Origin of the sequence: Desulfovibrio sp. X2 (genome assembly GCF_000422205.1) — a bacterium.
Classification (GTDB): domain Bacteria; phylum Desulfobacterota; class Desulfovibrionia; order Desulfovibrionales; family Desulfovibrionaceae; genus Alkalidesulfovibrio.
On record NZ_ATHV01000033.1, the window covers coordinates 1 to 14,791 of the forward strand.

Annotated in this window: 13 protein-coding genes; 5 read left to right on the forward strand and 8 right to left on the reverse strand. The window is 66.9% G+C overall.

All coding sequences use genetic code 11. The annotated features are described in order from the left end of the window. Positions 1-52: 52 nt before the first annotated feature. The 3 genes from DSX2_RS11215 to DSX2_RS11225 all read right to left on the reverse strand — a co-directional run bounded on the left by DSX2_RS11215 (position 53) and on the right by DSX2_RS11225 (position 3,017). A complete protein-coding gene (locus DSX2_RS11215) occupies positions 53-826 on the reverse strand; it encodes a glycosyltransferase family 2 protein (protein WP_020880750.1) in 774 nt (257 codons plus the stop codon). A 52-nt stretch (positions 827-878) separates the two neighbouring features. Beyond that, positions 879-2,003, reverse strand: coding sequence for a glycosyltransferase family 4 protein (locus DSX2_RS11220; protein ID WP_020880751.1), 1,125 nt, complete (start codon positions 2,001-2,003; stop codon positions 879-881). A 75-nt stretch (positions 2,004-2,078) separates the two neighbouring features. Continuing rightward, on the reverse strand, positions 2,079-3,017 hold the full coding sequence (locus DSX2_RS11225) for a sulfite exporter TauE/SafE family protein (RefSeq protein WP_020880752.1): 939 nt from the start codon (positions 3,015-3,017) through the stop codon (positions 2,079-2,081). Between the two features lie 184 nt (positions 3,018-3,201). On the opposite strand from DSX2_RS11225, the gene DSX2_RS11230 reads away from it, so the two are divergent. Next, positions 3,202-4,392: a TOBE domain-containing protein gene (locus DSX2_RS11230; protein WP_020880753.1), complete on the forward strand. Its 1,191-nt coding sequence runs from the start codon at positions 3,202-3,204 to the stop codon at positions 4,390-4,392. Between the two features lie 129 nt (positions 4,393-4,521). Next, positions 4,522-5,193, forward strand: coding sequence for an RDD family protein (locus DSX2_RS17630; RefSeq protein WP_020880754.1), 672 nt, complete (start codon positions 4,522-4,524; stop codon positions 5,191-5,193). 174 nt (positions 5,194-5,367) lie between these two features. Here the strand turns inward: DSX2_RS17630 and DSX2_RS11240 are convergent, their stop codons facing one another. The 4 genes from DSX2_RS11240 to DSX2_RS11255 form a co-directional block, all read right to left on the reverse strand. After that, positions 5,368-6,531: an ABC transporter permease gene (locus DSX2_RS11240; protein WP_020880755.1), complete on the reverse strand. Its 1,164-nt coding sequence runs from the start codon at positions 6,529-6,531 to the stop codon at positions 5,368-5,370. Positions 6,532-6,544: 13 nt separating this feature from the next. Beyond that, positions 6,545-7,699, reverse strand: coding sequence for an ABC transporter permease (locus DSX2_RS11245; RefSeq protein WP_020880756.1), 1,155 nt, complete (start codon positions 7,697-7,699; stop codon positions 6,545-6,547). Continuing rightward, positions 7,677-8,372 (reverse strand): ABC transporter ATP-binding protein, encoded by a 696-nt coding sequence (locus DSX2_RS11250; RefSeq protein WP_035042023.1) that lies wholly within the window; start codon positions 8,370-8,372, stop codon positions 7,677-7,679. The genes DSX2_RS11245 and DSX2_RS11250 overlap by 23 nt, the downstream gene beginning before the upstream one ends. 76 nt (positions 8,373-8,448) lie before the next feature. Beyond that, on the reverse strand, positions 8,449-9,693 hold the full coding sequence (locus tag DSX2_RS11255; protein WP_020880758.1) for an efflux RND transporter periplasmic adaptor subunit: 1,245 nt from the start codon (positions 9,691-9,693) through the stop codon (positions 8,449-8,451). 318 nt (positions 9,694-10,011) lie between these two features. Between DSX2_RS11255 and DSX2_RS17635 the strand changes: the two genes are divergently transcribed. Beyond that, positions 10,012-11,007 carry an acyltransferase family protein gene (locus DSX2_RS17635; protein WP_020880759.1) on the forward strand — a complete coding sequence of 332 codons (996 nt, stop codon included), beginning with the start codon at positions 10,012-10,014 and terminating at the stop codon, positions 11,005-11,007. Positions 11,008-11,116: 109 nt separating this feature from the next. On the opposite strand, the gene DSX2_RS18060 is transcribed toward DSX2_RS17635, so the two are convergent. Next, on the reverse strand, positions 11,117-12,988 hold the full coding sequence (locus tag DSX2_RS18060; protein WP_020880760.1) for a DUF4209 domain-containing protein: 1,872 nt from the start codon (positions 12,986-12,988) through the stop codon (positions 11,117-11,119). Between the two features lie 673 nt (positions 12,989-13,661). On the opposite strand from DSX2_RS18060, the gene DSX2_RS11270 reads away from it, so the two are divergent. Further along, entirely contained in the window at positions 13,662-14,132 is a 471-nt protein-coding gene (locus tag DSX2_RS11270) for a Fur family transcriptional regulator (protein WP_020880761.1), read from the forward strand. Between the two features lie 61 nt (positions 14,133-14,193). Beyond that, positions 14,194-14,769, forward strand: coding sequence for a rubrerythrin (gene rbr, locus DSX2_RS11275; protein ID WP_020880762.1), 576 nt, complete (start codon positions 14,194-14,196; stop codon positions 14,767-14,769). Positions 14,770-14,791 lie beyond the last annotated feature (22 nt).

Consider the following 14,791-nt stretch of genomic DNA (forward strand, 5'->3'; position numbering starts at 1 on the left):
CGTGCGCGGGGCTTTTCGCGTTCCTGCCTGTTCAAGCTTCCCGGGACCGGGGTCAGGGCTCCTTGCGCCCCTGCCTTTCCCGCACGCGCATCTCCTCGAGCAGCAGGTACTTCTGGAAGACGTAGAGCATGTCGTAGAGCGCCAGGACGAAGCCCGCGCGGCCGTCGAGGAAGCCGCGCTTGAAGACGTACTTCTTCACGAAGCGCCCGAGCGCGCGGAAGATCGCGCCCGTGACGCCGCAGCGCTTGCCCCTGGCGTACATGATCTCGGCCGCGGTCTTGGTGTAGCTCGAGATCTTGCGCAGGTGCTCGGCCAGGTCCTCGTAGGGGTAGTGGATGATGTCCGCCTGAAGCCTCGGGGCCTCGCCCTTGGGGCGGAACTCCTCGTGCGGCAGGGTGCCCTGCAGCACGTAGCCGTCCGCGCGGAAGACCCGGAAGAGCCAGTCCGGGTACCAGCCGGAGTGGCCCATGAAGCGCTCGAAATAAAAAGAGCTGCGGCGCACCCAGAAGCCGCAGGCGTTGCCCGGGTTCTCCAGGCGCGAGAGGACGTTCTCGCGCAACTCGGGCGAGAGGACCTCGTCCTGGTCGAGGGTGATGATCCAGGGCGTCTGCACGTGCTCGAAGGCGAACGTGAACTGGGGGATGGTCCCCTCCCAGGCGCGGGTGAGGACGCGGGCCTTGAACTCTGCGGCGATGGCGAGCGTTTCGTCCGTGCTCCCGGAGTCCACGACCAGGATCTCGTCGCAGAAGGCGAGGCTTTCGAGGCATTGCCGCAGGAGGCGCTGTCCGTTGAAGGTCAGGACCACCGCGGTGATGGGCTGGCGCATGCGTATACCTGCTTTCGTCCGGCCGCGCGGCTCGCGCGCCGCGGCGTCCGTTTCAGCCGTTTCCACCGCTTCCGGTGATGAGCCCCTGGTAGAGGCTCAGGGTCTGGGACAGGAAATCCCTGCCCGAATACTGGCTCATGGTCCGCTGCTCCTCCTCGCGCACGGCGGCGAGCCACTCGGGCTGCGAGAGCGCGAGGAGCAGGAGCTCCTCCATGCCCGGCACGTCGCCCGGGCGGCACAGGGCCTGGGGCGGTATGAGGTCGGGCAGCACGCCCACGGAGGTGGAGATGAGAGGCCTGCCGCAGGCCATGATCTCCATGGGCGCGCGGGCGATGGTCTCGGAAAAGAGGGAGGCGCACACGCCCACGTCCAGGGCCGAGAGGCAGGCGGCCACATCGTCGCGCGGCCCGGTGACGCGCACGCCGTCCTCGATCCCCGCCTCGCGGCACCAGGCCATGACCTGCTCCGTGGAGAGGGTGGTGGGGAAGCCGACGAGGAAGAGGCGCGCGCGGTGCATGCCGTCGCGCTGCCTGAGCCTGCCCATGGCGGCGATCAGCTCGCGCTGGCCCTTGACCTCGTCGAAGCGGCCCACGATGCCCACGACCTGGTCGTCCGGCGTGAAGCCGAACTCCGCGCGCACCCGCTCGCGGCCCGCAGCGTCGAAGCGGAAGCAGTCCGTGTCCACGCCGCCGAGGATGGTCCAGACCTTGGAGCGGGGCAGGCCCATCTCGCGCACGAAGTGGCGCGCCATGCGGCTGTTGGTGGCGATCACGGCGTCGGCCGCGTCGCGGTGCAGCCACGTGTTGGGCAGGTTGGCCTTGGGCAGGCGCTGGTCGCCGCGCGTGCGCACGAGCCTGAAGGCGCGCGTGCGCAGCTTGAGGATCGCCCAGAGCAGGAAGGACTCGCCGCGGTGGCAGTCCACCACGTCGGGCCTGAAGTCGCTGACGAGCGCCGCGATGTCGCGGTAGAGCGCGGCCATGCGCAGGGGGTTCTGGGTGTTCAGCTCCATGGGGACCGGGGCGAGCCCCCACCTCTCGGCCACGCCGAAGCTCTCGGTGCCGGGCAGGCCCACGACCAGCGCCTCGTGCCCGGCCTCGCGCATGAGGCGGGCCAGGAAGAAGGCGTACCAGGCCGTGGCGTTGAAGAAGCGGACGTTGACCACCTGTATGGCGCGCATGGCGCGCACTATGGCGGTATCGGCGGCAAATGGCAACGCCCGGCGCGAAACGGCCGGAAGGTCGTGCGCGGGAGGCTAGAACAGCCAGCCGACGACGTACTTCGCGGCGGTGTAGACGATGACCGCGGCCAGCCCCCACTTGATGGCCCTGGCAGGGACGAATTTCTGGCAGCGCGCGCCGAGGTACATGCCGAGCATGCCGCCCGCGCCGAAGAGAAGACCCAGCGACCAGTCCGGGGCCACGGACATGTGCGGATAGAAGGGGGCGATGGCCTGGTAGAAGGCCACGCCGAAGACCGAGGTCACGAAGGTGCCCATGAGCGCGGCCCCGGCCACGGTGTAGATGGGCAGGCCGAAGACCGAGACGAAGAAGGGGGCGATGATGGAGCCGCCGCCGATGCCGTAGACCCCGCCGACCACGCCGACCACGAGGCTCAGGAGGAAGATGCCGGGCGAGGAGACGGTGAAGCGCTCGCCGTAGAACTCGTAGGAGACGTGGCGCAGGTTCCAGGCGAGGACCCGGGTCGTGGGCAGGGGCTCGCAGGTCTCCTTCGCACGCTTCCTGTGCGCGGCCACGAGCTCCTGGAAGCGCTTCTCGGCCGCGGCCTTGTCGCCCTTCCTGCACGTCAGGTCGCGGACCATGCGCAGGCCGATGTAGAGCAGCACGAGTCCCGCGAACATCTTGAAGTTGCGCGGGTCCGGCAGCCAGCGAACGCGGGCGATGGCGCCCAGGAAGACCCCGGGCAGGGTGCCGACGATGACCACCCAGGTCAGCGGCCAGACCATGCGGCCCTCGCGGATGTAGCGGTAGACCCCGGACGGGATGGCCACGATGTTGAAGAGCTGGTTCGTGGCGCTCACGGACGGGTTCGTGTATCCGAGGAAGGACATCTGGAAGGGCAGCAGCAGGAAGGCGCCCGAGATGCCGCCCATGGACGTGAAGAACGAGATGCAGAAGGCCACCAGGGGCGGGACCCAGGGCGCTACGTCTATGCCCGCGACGGCGAAGTGCATGGCGGCCTCCCTCCGGCAAGCGGGGCGGGACCGGCCTGCCCGGGCCCTCGGCTTGCCTTGTGTCACGGAAATATGTATTTCCGTGGCAGTGAAAAAATAGCGCTTCACGGATGATTTGTCACGGGGAATCTGCACGGTCGGCCGCAGGGCGGAACGGCCGGCAAAACGCCCCGAAGGAGACGGCATGGCCCGCAGGGCGGCAGGTAAGAGGACGAAGACGGCCGGGGCGGCCAAGGCTTCGGCCAAGGCTTCGGGAAAGACGCCCGGGACCGCGCGGCGCGGCCGGAATGTGCTGACCGCGCAGGCCGCGCAGACGCAGCGTCACCTGGACACGGTGGGCCTCGCGGCGCTGGAGCAGTCGTTCCGCGCCTGGGCCGCGGCCTCGAACCGGCCGGACGTGGCGCTCTCCAGGCGCCGCATGCTCTGCGTCTTCCTGCTCCTGCGCGCGAGCGGGGCGCGGCTGGGCGAGGTGCTCGGGCTCGACGAGCGCGCGGACGTGGACTGCGCCACGGGCGCGGTGCGCTTTGCCGGGCGCGAGGTGCAGCTCTCGGCCGAGGTCTGCGCCGAGGTCGCCGCGCTCATGGAGCACCCCGGCTCGGCCCCGCTCGCCGGACGCCTCTTCTCCCTGGACCAGGGCCAGGTGCGGCGCACCTTCGCCCAGCGCGCGGCCGCGGCCGGGCTGCCGCGCGAGCTCTCGAGCCCCACGGTGCTGCGCCGCTCGCGCGCCGTGGAGATGCTCGGCGGCGGGGTGCCGCTGTCCGTGGTGCAGAAGACGCTCGGCCAGTCCAGCCCGAGCCTCACGGCCGCCTGGCACGGCTACTCCGAGGACGACGCGCGGCGCCTGGTGGCGCGCTTCATGGAGCGTGAACGCCGCCGCACCTCCGCGCGCAACGCCTTCTTCGGCCGCATCACGGGCATCAGAACGGGCGAGGTCCAGGCCCTGGTGGAGGTGGAGGCCGTGGGCGGGCAGCGGCTGCGCTCCATGATCACCGTGGGCAGCGTGGCCTCGCTGGGGCTTCACGAGGGCGCCATGGTCACGGCCGAGATCAAGGCGCCCTGGGTGCTCATCGCCCCGGCGGAGCAGGACGGCGCGCCCGGCCCCGCGGCCGAGTCCGGCGCCGCGGCCGGGCCCGGCGAACCGGCGGCCATGAGCGCGGAGAACCGCTACCTGGGCGTGGTGCGCGAGGTGCACCGGGGCAGCGTGACCACCGAGGTGGTCACCGAGCTTGCCGACGGCACGGCCGTGTGCGCCGTGGTCACCACGGCCAGCGCGGACGGCCTTTCCCTCGTGCCGGGCCGCAGGGCCTGGGTCTTCTGGAGCGCGTTCGCGGTCATCCTGAACGTGGAGCAGGGGAGCGGCCCGCTCTTTCCGTAGCGCACGCGGCCTTCGCGGGAGGGGGAGGGAGCGCCCGCCGCGCCTTGCCCCATGCCGCCGCATGGCGTATAGCCGGGCCATGCATGATCTTTTCATCCGCACAGCCATGAGGGCCGCGGGGGGGCGGGCATGAAGACCTGCCCCAAATGCGGCGAGAACGCATCCGACCAGGCGCGCTTCTGCCCGTCCTGCGGGACGAAGCTGGACGGCGCGCAGCGCGACGACACGGCCTCGAGCGGCCGCTTCGGCGCCTTCTCCGCGAACGGTTCCAGCGATGGGCCCGACGGCGGACCCGACGAAGACCCCTGGGCGCACCTGAAGGCCAGGCGCGCGGCCGAGGAGGCCGCGAGCGGCGACCGTCCGCCCGCGGGCGCGGCCTACGCGGACTTCCCGCGCAGGCTGCTGGCCTTCGTGGTGGACCAGCTCCTGCTCGGCGGCTGCTCGTGGATCGTGGGGATGGTCATCGGCCTGCTCATGAACGTGACCATCGGCAAGAACGGCCAGCCGCCCGAGGCCTTCGAGGACATGTTCCTGATCATCGGCGTCTCGCTCTCCTGGGGCTACTACGCGCTCTTCGAGTCCTCGCCCTGGCAGGCCACGCCGGGCAAGCGCCTGCTGAACCTCTTTGTCACCGACCTCTCGGGCCGCCGCCTCGGCTTCGGCCGCGCCTCGGCCCGCTTCTTCGGCAAGTTCGTCTCGGGCTTCATCTTCCTGCTCGGCTACATCATGGCCGCCTTCACCCGCCGCCGCCAGGCCCTGCACGACATGATCGCGGGCACCCTGGTGCTGCGCAAGGAATAGCCTCCCCCCTCCGGGAATGCGGCCGTCCCCGTCGAAGAACCGAAACCCCAGGCCGTTCCGAAAGTCCCAGATGCAAGGCGCAAGAAAAGTTCAAGCCCGAAGCGTATTTTGACATACGCGAGGGTTTGAACTTTTCGCGGCAACGCAGCAGATGGGGCTTTCGGGACGGCCTGGTCAGTCTTCGCGCAGGGCTTCGACGAGATTCATGCGCGCGGCGCGCACGGAGGGGATGATGCCGCCCACGAGCCCCATGACCAGGGAGAAGCCGATGGACTCGGCCGCGATGGCCGGGGTCAGGGTGAAGCGGAAGGCGAGCTCCGCGAAGGTCTGGAAGTTGGTCGTGGAGACGCTGACCGAGAGGAGCAGCGAGGCCGCGCCCAGGCCGATGAGCCCGCCGAGCCCCCCGAGCAGCAGCGACTCCATGAGGAAGGCCGCGAGGATGGCCCCGCGCGAGAAGCCGAGCGCGCGCAGCGTGCCGATCTCCGCCGTGCGGCCCGCCACGGCCGAGAACATGGTGATCATGGCCCCCACCACCGCGCCCACCGAGAAGATCACGGTCAGCGAGAGGCCGAGGATGCGCAGGAACTTGGCCAGCATCTCGGACTGCTTGGCGTAGAAGGCGGGCTCGCGCTCGAGCTGCACGGTCAGGCGCGGGTCGTGCTCCACGCGCTCCTTGAGCCGCGAGAAGAGGCTCGGGTCGCGCAGGCGCAGGAGCACCGAGGAGTAGGACTGCCGCCTGAAGGCCTGCATGAACTGCCTGCCGTCCCCCCAGATCTCCGAGGAGAATCCCGTGTTCCCGGCGTCGAACACGCCGACCACCCGCCAGGTGCGCGCGGCGAACGAGAGCGAGGCGCCGAGGTTCACGCCCGAGAAGTCGCGCACCACGCTCTGGCCGACCATGATCTCCGTGGAGCCGGGCTGCGGCGGGCGGCCGAGGACCACGCGCACCTGGGGGCGCAGCGCCAGGGAGTCCGTGTCCATACCGCGCAGGACCACGTTGGAGCGCGTGCCCGAGCGCTTGGACAGGACCATGAGCACCACCACCTCCTTGGCGGCCATGGGCTGCCCCGCGCCGTTCAAGGCAACCTCGGGCTCGGTGGTCAGGATGTCGGCCTCGGCGCGCTCCACGCTGCTCTGCACCTCGGTGTCCGCGGACTTGCGGATGGCCACGGCGTTGTCCGGCGAGCCGGTGGAGACGAGCGTCTTCTCCAGCCCCTCGGTGAGCATGAGCACCGAGGCGAAGACGAAGACCACGAGCCCCATGCCCAGGGCGGTGAGCGCCGTGGTCATCTTGCGCGTGGCCAGGTTGCGCAGGCTGTAGAAGAAGAGCAGGGACATCCGGCGGATTTCCTCAGCCTACCCGGCGCAGGGCGTGCGCCACGGGGATGCGGGCCGCCGAGACGGCGGGGAAGATGCCCGCCAGGAAGCCGACCGCGGCGCTCAGCCCCGCGTCGAGCAGGATGGTGGTCTCGGAGACGTTGAAGATGGGAAAGTACTGCCCGAGCGCGGAGCGGAAGAAGTCGGCCAGGGGGAAGGTGAGGGCGAGGCCTATGCCCCCGCCCACGCAGGAGATGACCAGCGACTCCCCGACGATGACCAGCGCCACCGTGGCCCCGGAGAAGCCGAGCGTCTTGAACACGGCCCACTCGGCGCTGCGCTCGCGCACGCTCATGGCCATGGTGTTGGCGCAGACCACGAGGATGATGACGATGATGATCACGCTGACCAGGCGGATGGCGGTGATGATGGCCTCGCTCATGGAGACGAAGCCGAGCTGGAAGGCCTTTTCCGTCTCGGTCAGGGTCTCGGCCGAGGAGTTGGCGAAGAGCGCGTCGATGTCCTGGGCCACGCGCGCCGCGTCCTCCGGCCGCTTGACCCCGACCATGTAGAAGCCCACCTGGTCCGCCCGGCTCGGCGTGGTGCGCTTCATGGTCTCGTTCAGGTAGTCCCAGTGGAAGAGGAAGTTCGTCTCGTCCGCGGTCTGGTCGCGGCCGTGGTAGATGCCGCGGATGGTGAACTCCCAGTTGCCCGGGTAGATGGTGCCGATGAGCACCACGGTCTGCCCCACCTTCCAGCCGAAGCGGTCCGCGAGCTTTTTCCCCACGAGCGCGCCCTTGCGGTCGCGCAGGAAGGCGCGCTTCTGCGCCTGTGGCACCACGAATTCCGGGTAGAGCTTGAGATAGCTCTCGGCCTGCACCGCGAAGTTGCCGAAGAAGTTCTTCTGGTCCACGTAGTAGGCGCCGAACCAGTTGCCGTAGGACACGGTCTTCACGCCTTCCACGCCCGCGATGCGCGACTCGTAGGACAGGGGCAGGGGGAAGATGAGGGAGATGGCGTTGCGCGTCACCAGGCGCGTGGACGAGGAGGCGGCCACGCCCGCGTACCACGCGTCGATGACCGTGCGCAGCGAGCCGAAGGCGAGCACGGCCACGACCATGCCGCAGATCGTGAGCGCTGTCCGCAGGGGGTGGCGGAAGGCGTTCCTAAAGAGGATCTTGAGGAGCACTGCCCAGGCTTCCCTTGTCCAGGTAGAGCATGGTCCCGGCGCGTGCCGCTGCGTGCGGGTCGTGCGTGACCATGACGATGGTCTTGCCGAAATCCCGGTTCATGCGCTCCATGAGGTCCAGCACGTCCTCGGCGGACTTGCGGTCCAGGTCGCCCGTGGGCTCGTCCGCCACCAGCAGGAGCGGGTCCGAGACCAGGGCGCGGGCGATGGAGACGCGCTGCTGCTGGCCGCCGGAGAGCTGCTTGGGGTAGTGGCCCAGGCGGTCCGAAAGGCTCACCAGGGAGAGGGCAGCGGCCGCGTGCTCGCGCCGTTCGGCGCGCGAGAGCCCGGTGAGCAGCAGGGGCAGCTCCACGTTCTCGAGCGCCGTGAGCACCGGGATGAGGTTGTAGAACTGGAAGACGAAGCCCACGCTCTGCGAGCGCCAGCGGGCGAGCTCCGCCTCGGTCAGGTCCGAGACCTCGAGCCCGTCCACGATGATGCTGCCCGCATCCGGCTTGTCCAGCCCGGCGATGAGGTTCAGCAGCGTGGACTTGCCCGAGCCGGAGGGCCCCATGAGCGAGAGGAACTCGCCCCGGCCGATGGAAAAGGTGATGTCCTCGAGCACGGTCTCGGAGACGTCGCCCCGGCGGTAGGACTTGGACACGCCCTCGACCACCACCAGCGGCTCCTGCAGGCCGTCCGGGTGGGCGGAGAGGTGGTCCTGCGCCGAAAGGCCGGATGCGTTCGTCTCGTCCGCGGTCATGGCGCGCCTACTCGCTGACCTTGATCTTCGCGCCGTCGGAAAGCCCCTCGGGCGGGGCCACGATGACGCGCTGCCCGTTCGTGAGGCCGGAGACGATCTCCGTGAGGTCGCCGAAGGCGCGGCCCGTGGTCACGCTCGTAAGGCGCGCCTTGCCCTGCTCGGCCAGGAAGAGGCTCGCGGTGTCCGCGGGGGCGCCTTCCTTGTGCGGCAGCAGCGCGGAGGTGGGCACGGCCAGCACGGCCTTGGCCTCGTCCGGGGGGATGGGGTGCGCGAGGAAGGCCGCCTTGGCGCTCATCTCCGGCAGGATGCGCGGGTCGAGATGGTCGAAGGCCACCTTGACCATGACCGAGGCCTTGGAGCGGTCGGCCGTGGGCACGATCATGTGCACGTGGCCGTCGAAGCGCTCGCCCGGCAGGGCGTCGAGCTGCACCACGCAGGGCTGGCCCGTGCGCACCTGGGAGATGTTCGACTCCGAGACGTCGGCCTCCACCTGCAGCGAGGACATGTCCGCGATGGTCACCACCGAAGCCTTGGCGTTGGCCGCGGCGCCCAGCGGGGTGACGATGTCGCCCACGTCCGCGTCCTTGGTCAGGACCACGGCGTCGAAGGGCGCGCGGATCTCCGTGTAGTCCACGTTCACCTTGGCCTCGAGCTCGGCCTTGCGCGCGCTCTGCAGCTGCGCCTTTGCCGTGCGCACGGCGGCCTCGTCGGCGTCGAAGCTCGACTTGGCCGCGTCCACGTCCGACTGCGCCACGTAGCCGCCGGGCAGGAGCTTCTCCATGCGCAGGTAGGCGCGCCGGGTGTTGTAGAGCCGGGCCTCGGCCTCGTCGATCAGGAACTGGGCCGCGCGCACGTCCGCCCTGGCCCGCTCGAGCGCGCTCTGTACGTCCGCGCCCTCCAGCCGGGCGATGATCTGCCCGGCCTTCACCCGGTCGCCTTCCTCCACATAGAGCTCCACCAACCGGCTCGTGATCTTGGAGCCCACGGCGGCCTTGCGCTGGGCCACCACGTAGCCCGAGGCGTTCAGCAGGGTGAAGGACTGCGAGGGGTAGTAGGGCGCGGCCACGGCCACGCGCACGGAGGCGCTCGGGGTGAAGACCCCGGCCAGCCAGAGCCCGGCCAGAAGCGCGGCCAGCACCCCGATGATGACGGCGCGCCGCTTCCAGCGGCCGGAACGGCGGATGGTGGCCTTGGACTTGTCTATGCGCAGCGCGGAGAGGTCCCGCGCGCTGGTGTCGCCTGTCTGCTGCATGTGCTTCCTCGAAAGCCGGTGCTGCGCCCCGTGCGGCGGATCCCGGCCGCGCTGTCGTTTCCGGGCAGGGGCGTGAACGGTGCCATGGGAATTCGCGCGGACACGGAGTCCTCCATTACATAAACGCGGGAAGGATGGAAATGCCGGGGATTGCGAAAGTTTGTGCACGGCACGCGGACGTTTTCCTCGTCGGCGAAGCCTCGGATGAACGCGGTTCGTTCAACAAAAGGGGCGACGGAGAGGCGATTCGGTGCTATGGTCCCGGTAAATCCCCGCCCCCCGGCAGCTCCGGGAGGCAGCCCGCGAGGACGCCAGCGCATGAACCAATCCGCCCTGTTCAGCAGGAACGCCCAGATCCTGAAGCTGCTCTCCATCCTGACCATCGCCTTCGGCCACTTCTACCTGAGCTCCGGCCTGCACTACAAAGTCATGGACTACTGGTGGTGCCTGAGCGCCATCGGGCTCATCGTCTTCGCCTGCACCTCGGGCTACTTCACGGCCCTGCGTTACGGCCCGGGCTTCGACATCGGCCGCTTCTGGCGGCGCAAGCTCGTGCGCCTGGGCTACGCCTACACCACCCTGAACGTCTTCCTCGCCGCGCTCTTCCTGGCCGAGGGCAGGCACGACGTCTTCTCCTTCCACTCGTTCCTCAGCTGGATAGGCATGAAGGGCTTCCTCACCTGGTTCGGCATCCACAACCAGAGCCCCTTCGGCGCGGGGCTGTGGTTCCTCACCCTGCTGCTCCTCTTCTACCTCGCCTATCCGCTGCTCGAGCGGGTGAACCGCAACCCCGTCCCGTCCTGGCTGTTCACGGCCTCGGCCACGGCGCTGTGCCTCTGGCTGGTGGACGCCGTGCCCATGACGCACACCCTGTGGATCACCCTGGCGGGCTTCCTGCTCGGCGTCTTCCTGGCCAAGCGGGAGATCGCGCTCTCCAGGGGTGTCTGCCTCGGCGGGCTGGCCCTCCTCGGCGGCGGCATGCTGGCCCTGAACCTCGTCCTGCACGTCACGGCCGCCAACTCGGCCCTGCTCCTGGTCCTCGGCGTCCTGGCCGTGGAGGCCTGCCGCCACGTCCGCCTGCCCGAGGCCGTGGCCTCCCTGCTCCTGCCCGTCTCCTCCTATATCCTGGAGATCTACATCCTGCACGCCTACCTCTTCGTGCACCCCCTGCCGCCCAGGAACTTCCCCCTCCTGGCGCTCGACTTCCTGTCCAGCCTGACCCTCATCCTGAGCCTGGCCATGCTCCTGTCCAAGCTCGCCCAGGCCGTGCAGCGCGCCGTGGAAAGCCGCCGCACCGTGCCCGAATCGGCGTAGGGGAGAGGAGCGGCGCGTTTGTGATCGCGGAAATGCGTGTCGGTGGAGGACGGAAAAAATTCGATGCGGTCAAAAGATAAGGGCGATAGCCGAAGCGCACCGTGTGAGCCTAAAAGGTGGCTTGCTCAATTGCTGGAGCAACAATGTCCTTCCACTGTTTCATCAGTGGAATACAAGTAAGGTGATAGATCAGCCAGCATGCGTAGATTGTGGATGGGTGATAACAGGTATCCGTCGACACCTTGCCATGTGCCATCTCGTGCCTGAGAGCTGGTCCAGCTCGGTGATTGAACAACAAATCGAGTTCGTTGATGAGGTCCTCACCGAATATTTTCACCAGTCCCGCGTGGAAATTTTTGAGCAATTCCGAGAGAGAACAATCTTCCTGCAATAGGTCCGACTTGATTTTCGATGAGTCATGATTGGCGATCGATAAGACATGCCGAAGTGAGTTCTCAAGCTGGGGGATAAGCAGATGGGCGGCTGAGGCGTAGTCGCCCTGCCAGAAGCGCGTGAATCCAAGTGCGAACAGGTGGTTGTGCCCTGGTGGAACGAAAGGACTCATGCGTACGATCGGTTCAAAGTATCTGTCCTCCAATGGAAACCTGAGCATGGTAGTAAATCGTGCAGGTTCAATGAACCCAACCACGACCTGATGATACCAAAGATCAAGAAACCGAAGCGACTGCCCCTTGAACCAGTCGGCGCTGGGCTCGCCATCAAGTGGCATCGCTGGTGTTTCGGCGACAGCTTTGCCCTCGTGGTCGGCGTAGCTGGCGCCCATCAGCGAGCCGAGCACACTGTGCTCACGGTTTTCCAACGCTTGTCTTCGGAGTTCGTCGATCTTTGGAGGGCACGGCCGTAGGGCGAACTGGAGCAAGATGTCAGGGAGCGAGAGTCGTTCAAACAATTCGACTGTTTCTTGACGCTCCTGCGTAAGATCAATCGGGATGCTGAAGTGCCCAAACTCATCGAGTGAGGCATCTTGAAGCTCACGAAGTTCAGCCCTTAGCTCGTTAATGCGACTTTTGAACCCGCCCGCCTGCCGCAATTTACCGATTGCCTGTCGCGTCCAATGCACCTTCGCTGACGCTGAGTCGACCTGTCCGCGCATCCGCAGGATTTCGTCCACGGAGCAACTCTGGCAGCGTCGCTTGGCGTCATTATCACCAAGCTTCGTGTAGCCATGGGCGGCCAAATCCCACGTATCATGCAGAGGCATCGGGTAATCGCCGCCAACACGTTGGCTCGCTATCTTTTCCGCATCGGGAGCGACCTTGGACCAAACAATCAGACCATGTCTTGTCCCAAGTTCGGCGAGCCTGATAAAAGCCGCGTAGTGCCCCGTTTCAACTGCACGGTTGTAGATGAGATCAAATACTTCCCGTAGCACATTCGGCATTTCACCTCGCTTGCGGGACAACACGGCGAGTTGCAGTGCTCGATGAATCCAGTCAACAAGATCAAAGATACTGTTGGGGACGTCATCGAACTGACAAGCGAAATCACTATCAAGGCAGCGCCTTACGAGTTCGCAATATGCTTCAATTGCCAGCACTGCAGCGTTGCATTTCGTCCGATCATTGTACCAAACGATGTCCGCAACTCGTGCCCGAAGCGCGGGATGCTCGATGTTCTTAACTATGTTATTCAGGATCGTAGTTTGCTCTCCGCGAAAATCACTTGGTATGTGAGTGCGGTGAGATGAGTCTTGCCATTTCGGTACCCAGATATCACCTGGATTTTCGATCTGCATATGGATGCTGCAAAGGGCTGATAGCAGCATGTAGCCGCGCTTTGCAGCCATATCGTTATGGGATTCAGCTTCCGTTGCAGCTCGTTCAAAAGCTTGCTCAAGAGCACAAGTGTCAGCGTGCTCGACACCTTCGAGGGCGGCTGCGATGCTGAGCGTTGCTAAATCCTCAGCAGACGCGAGAACGATGGGTAAAAGGGGTGAGTCTTGGCTATCCTGGGCAACCATGGCGCGACTCCAGGTTTGCAGGAAGTTGGCGCGCCAGCCAGGATTCGAACCCGGGACCGTCGGCTTAGCGTACCACCACGGATTTGTCCGCCGCGCTGATGCGCGTTCGTGGTCTGGACTATCCCTTCGCCGTATCCCGTCCGTTCCCCGCATGGCGCGAGGGGAGGGGACGTAGGCGCCGACCGTCTAGTCTCTACACCTTCCCGGGGCTTCCGGGCTTGGCTCGGGATCACCATTCGCCCCGTCGCGCTGCGGAGGGGCGGGGCAGGCTTCCCCGAATTTGGCCGGTTCTACTCCCGGGGTTTCCCCCGGGGCACTCCTTTTCTGAAGGCCGATGCTCTATCCACCTGAGCTACTGGCGCGTGAGGCTCCCCTTAATAAAAAACGCCGCGCTTTGGAATGGATTTTCTCCCGTCCTCCCGGGCGGAGTCTTCCGGCCGCCGCTCCCGCTTCCGTCCCTGCCCGGCTTTCCTCGCCCCCTGCCGTTCTCCCGCCGATCCTCCGCGATCCTTCCCCCAGATCACGCTGTCGCTACGGCAGGGCCGCGCAGTCGCCGCATCCCGGGCGCCTCGCGGGCATATTCCGGCAGGATGGAAATTTTTCGCGGCAATCTGAAAAAAATGCTTGACGAGAATGATTCCAAGTTTAGAATGAATCAAAATTGAGAACGCAAATGGACACCACGACCCGCACCACCTCCACCCGGCCGGAAAGCGCCCCGCGCGCCGAGCGCATGCTCGGGCAGCTGAGGGACAAGGGGCTTCGCATCACGCCCCAGCGCGAAGCCATCGTCCGGCTGCTGGCCGAGGACTTCAGCCACCCGAGCGCCGACGCGGTCTTCCGCCGCGCCGTGACGCTGCACCCGTGGATGAGCCGGGCCACCGTCTACAACACCCTCAATTCGCTCATCGAGGCGGGCGTCATCCAGGACATCGACCTGGACACCGAGCGCCGCTTCGACGGCACGGGCGAGTGCCCCCACGGCCACACGGTCTGCCGGGGCTGCGGCAAGGTCGAGGACGTCGACCTGCCCCGGGACTTCGACCTGGCCGCAAAGGCCCTCGCGAGGGCCGGATTTTCCACGGAACGACTGCAGGTGAAGCTGATCGGACTGTGCCGCGAGTGCGCGGCCAAGGCAGAATGACGCGCCCGGCACCCGGAGCGCGCGAAACCCCGAAAACAAGACCACACGAGGAGAGCGAACGATGAAATCCCTGAAGAACACCCAGACCGAAAAGAACCTCATGGCCGCCTTCGCCGGCGAGTCCCAGGCCCGCAACCGCTACACCTTCTTCTCCAGCAAGGCCAAGAGCGACGGCTTCGTCCAGGTCTCCTCCATCTTCAACGAGACCGCCGACCAGGAGAAGGAGCACGCCAAGCGCCTCTTCAAGTTCATGGAAGGCGGCGAGATCGAGATCACCGGCTCGTTCCCGGCCGGCGTCATCGCCGACACCCACACCAACCTGATCGCCTCGGCCGGCGGCGAGCACCACGAGTACACCGAGATGTACCCGAGCTTCGCGGCCGTGGCCGAGAAGGAAGGCTTCCCCGAGATCGCGGCCGTGTTCCGCAACATCGCCGTGGCCGAGCAGTTCCATGAGCGCCGCTTCCTCGACTTCGCCAAGAACATCAAGGAAGGCCGCGTCTTCAAGCGCGAGGGCAAGACCGCCTGGCGCTGCCGCAACTGCGGCTTCATCCACGAAGGTCCCGAGGCCCCGGGTCTCTGCCCGGCCTGCGCCCATCCGCAGGCCCACTTCGAGATGCTGGGCATCAACTGGTAGTTCCACACGCTGACACCAGCGC

Excerpts from the sequence above, each read along its gene's own strand:
- DSX2_RS11270 (WP_020880761.1), top strand. The coding sequence starts at position 13,662 with ATGGACACCACGACCCGCACCACCTCCACCCGGCCGGAAAGCGCCCCG.
- DSX2_RS11255 (WP_020880758.1), bottom strand. The coding sequence starts at position 9,693 with ATGCAGCAGACAGGCGACACCAGCGCGCGGGACCTCTCCGCGCTGCGC.
- DSX2_RS11215 (WP_020880750.1), bottom strand. The coding sequence starts at position 826 with ATGCGCCAGCCCATCACCGCGGTGGTCCTGACCTTCAACGGACAGCGC.
- DSX2_RS11220 (WP_020880751.1), bottom strand. The coding sequence starts at position 2,003 with ATGCGCGCCATACAGGTGGTCAACGTCCGCTTCTTCAACGCCACGGCC.
- DSX2_RS17630 (WP_020880754.1), top strand. The coding sequence starts at position 4,522 with ATGAAGACCTGCCCCAAATGCGGCGAGAACGCATCCGACCAGGCGCGC.
- DSX2_RS18060 (WP_020880760.1), bottom strand. The coding sequence starts at position 12,988 with ATGGTTGCCCAGGATAGCCAAGACTCACCCCTTTTACCCATCGTTCTC.
- DSX2_RS11240 (WP_020880755.1), bottom strand. The coding sequence starts at position 6,531 with ATGTCCCTGCTCTTCTTCTACAGCCTGCGCAACCTGGCCACGCGCAAG.
- DSX2_RS11230 (WP_020880753.1), top strand. The coding sequence starts at position 3,202 with ATGGCCCGCAGGGCGGCAGGTAAGAGGACGAAGACGGCCGGGGCGGCC.
- DSX2_RS11225 (WP_020880752.1), bottom strand. The coding sequence starts at position 3,017 with ATGCACTTCGCCGTCGCGGGCATAGACGTAGCGCCCTGGGTCCCGCCC.
- DSX2_RS17635 (WP_020880759.1), top strand. The coding sequence starts at position 10,012 with ATGAACCAATCCGCCCTGTTCAGCAGGAACGCCCAGATCCTGAAGCTG.
- rbr (WP_020880762.1), top strand. The coding sequence starts at position 14,194 with ATGAAATCCCTGAAGAACACCCAGACCGAAAAGAACCTCATGGCCGCC.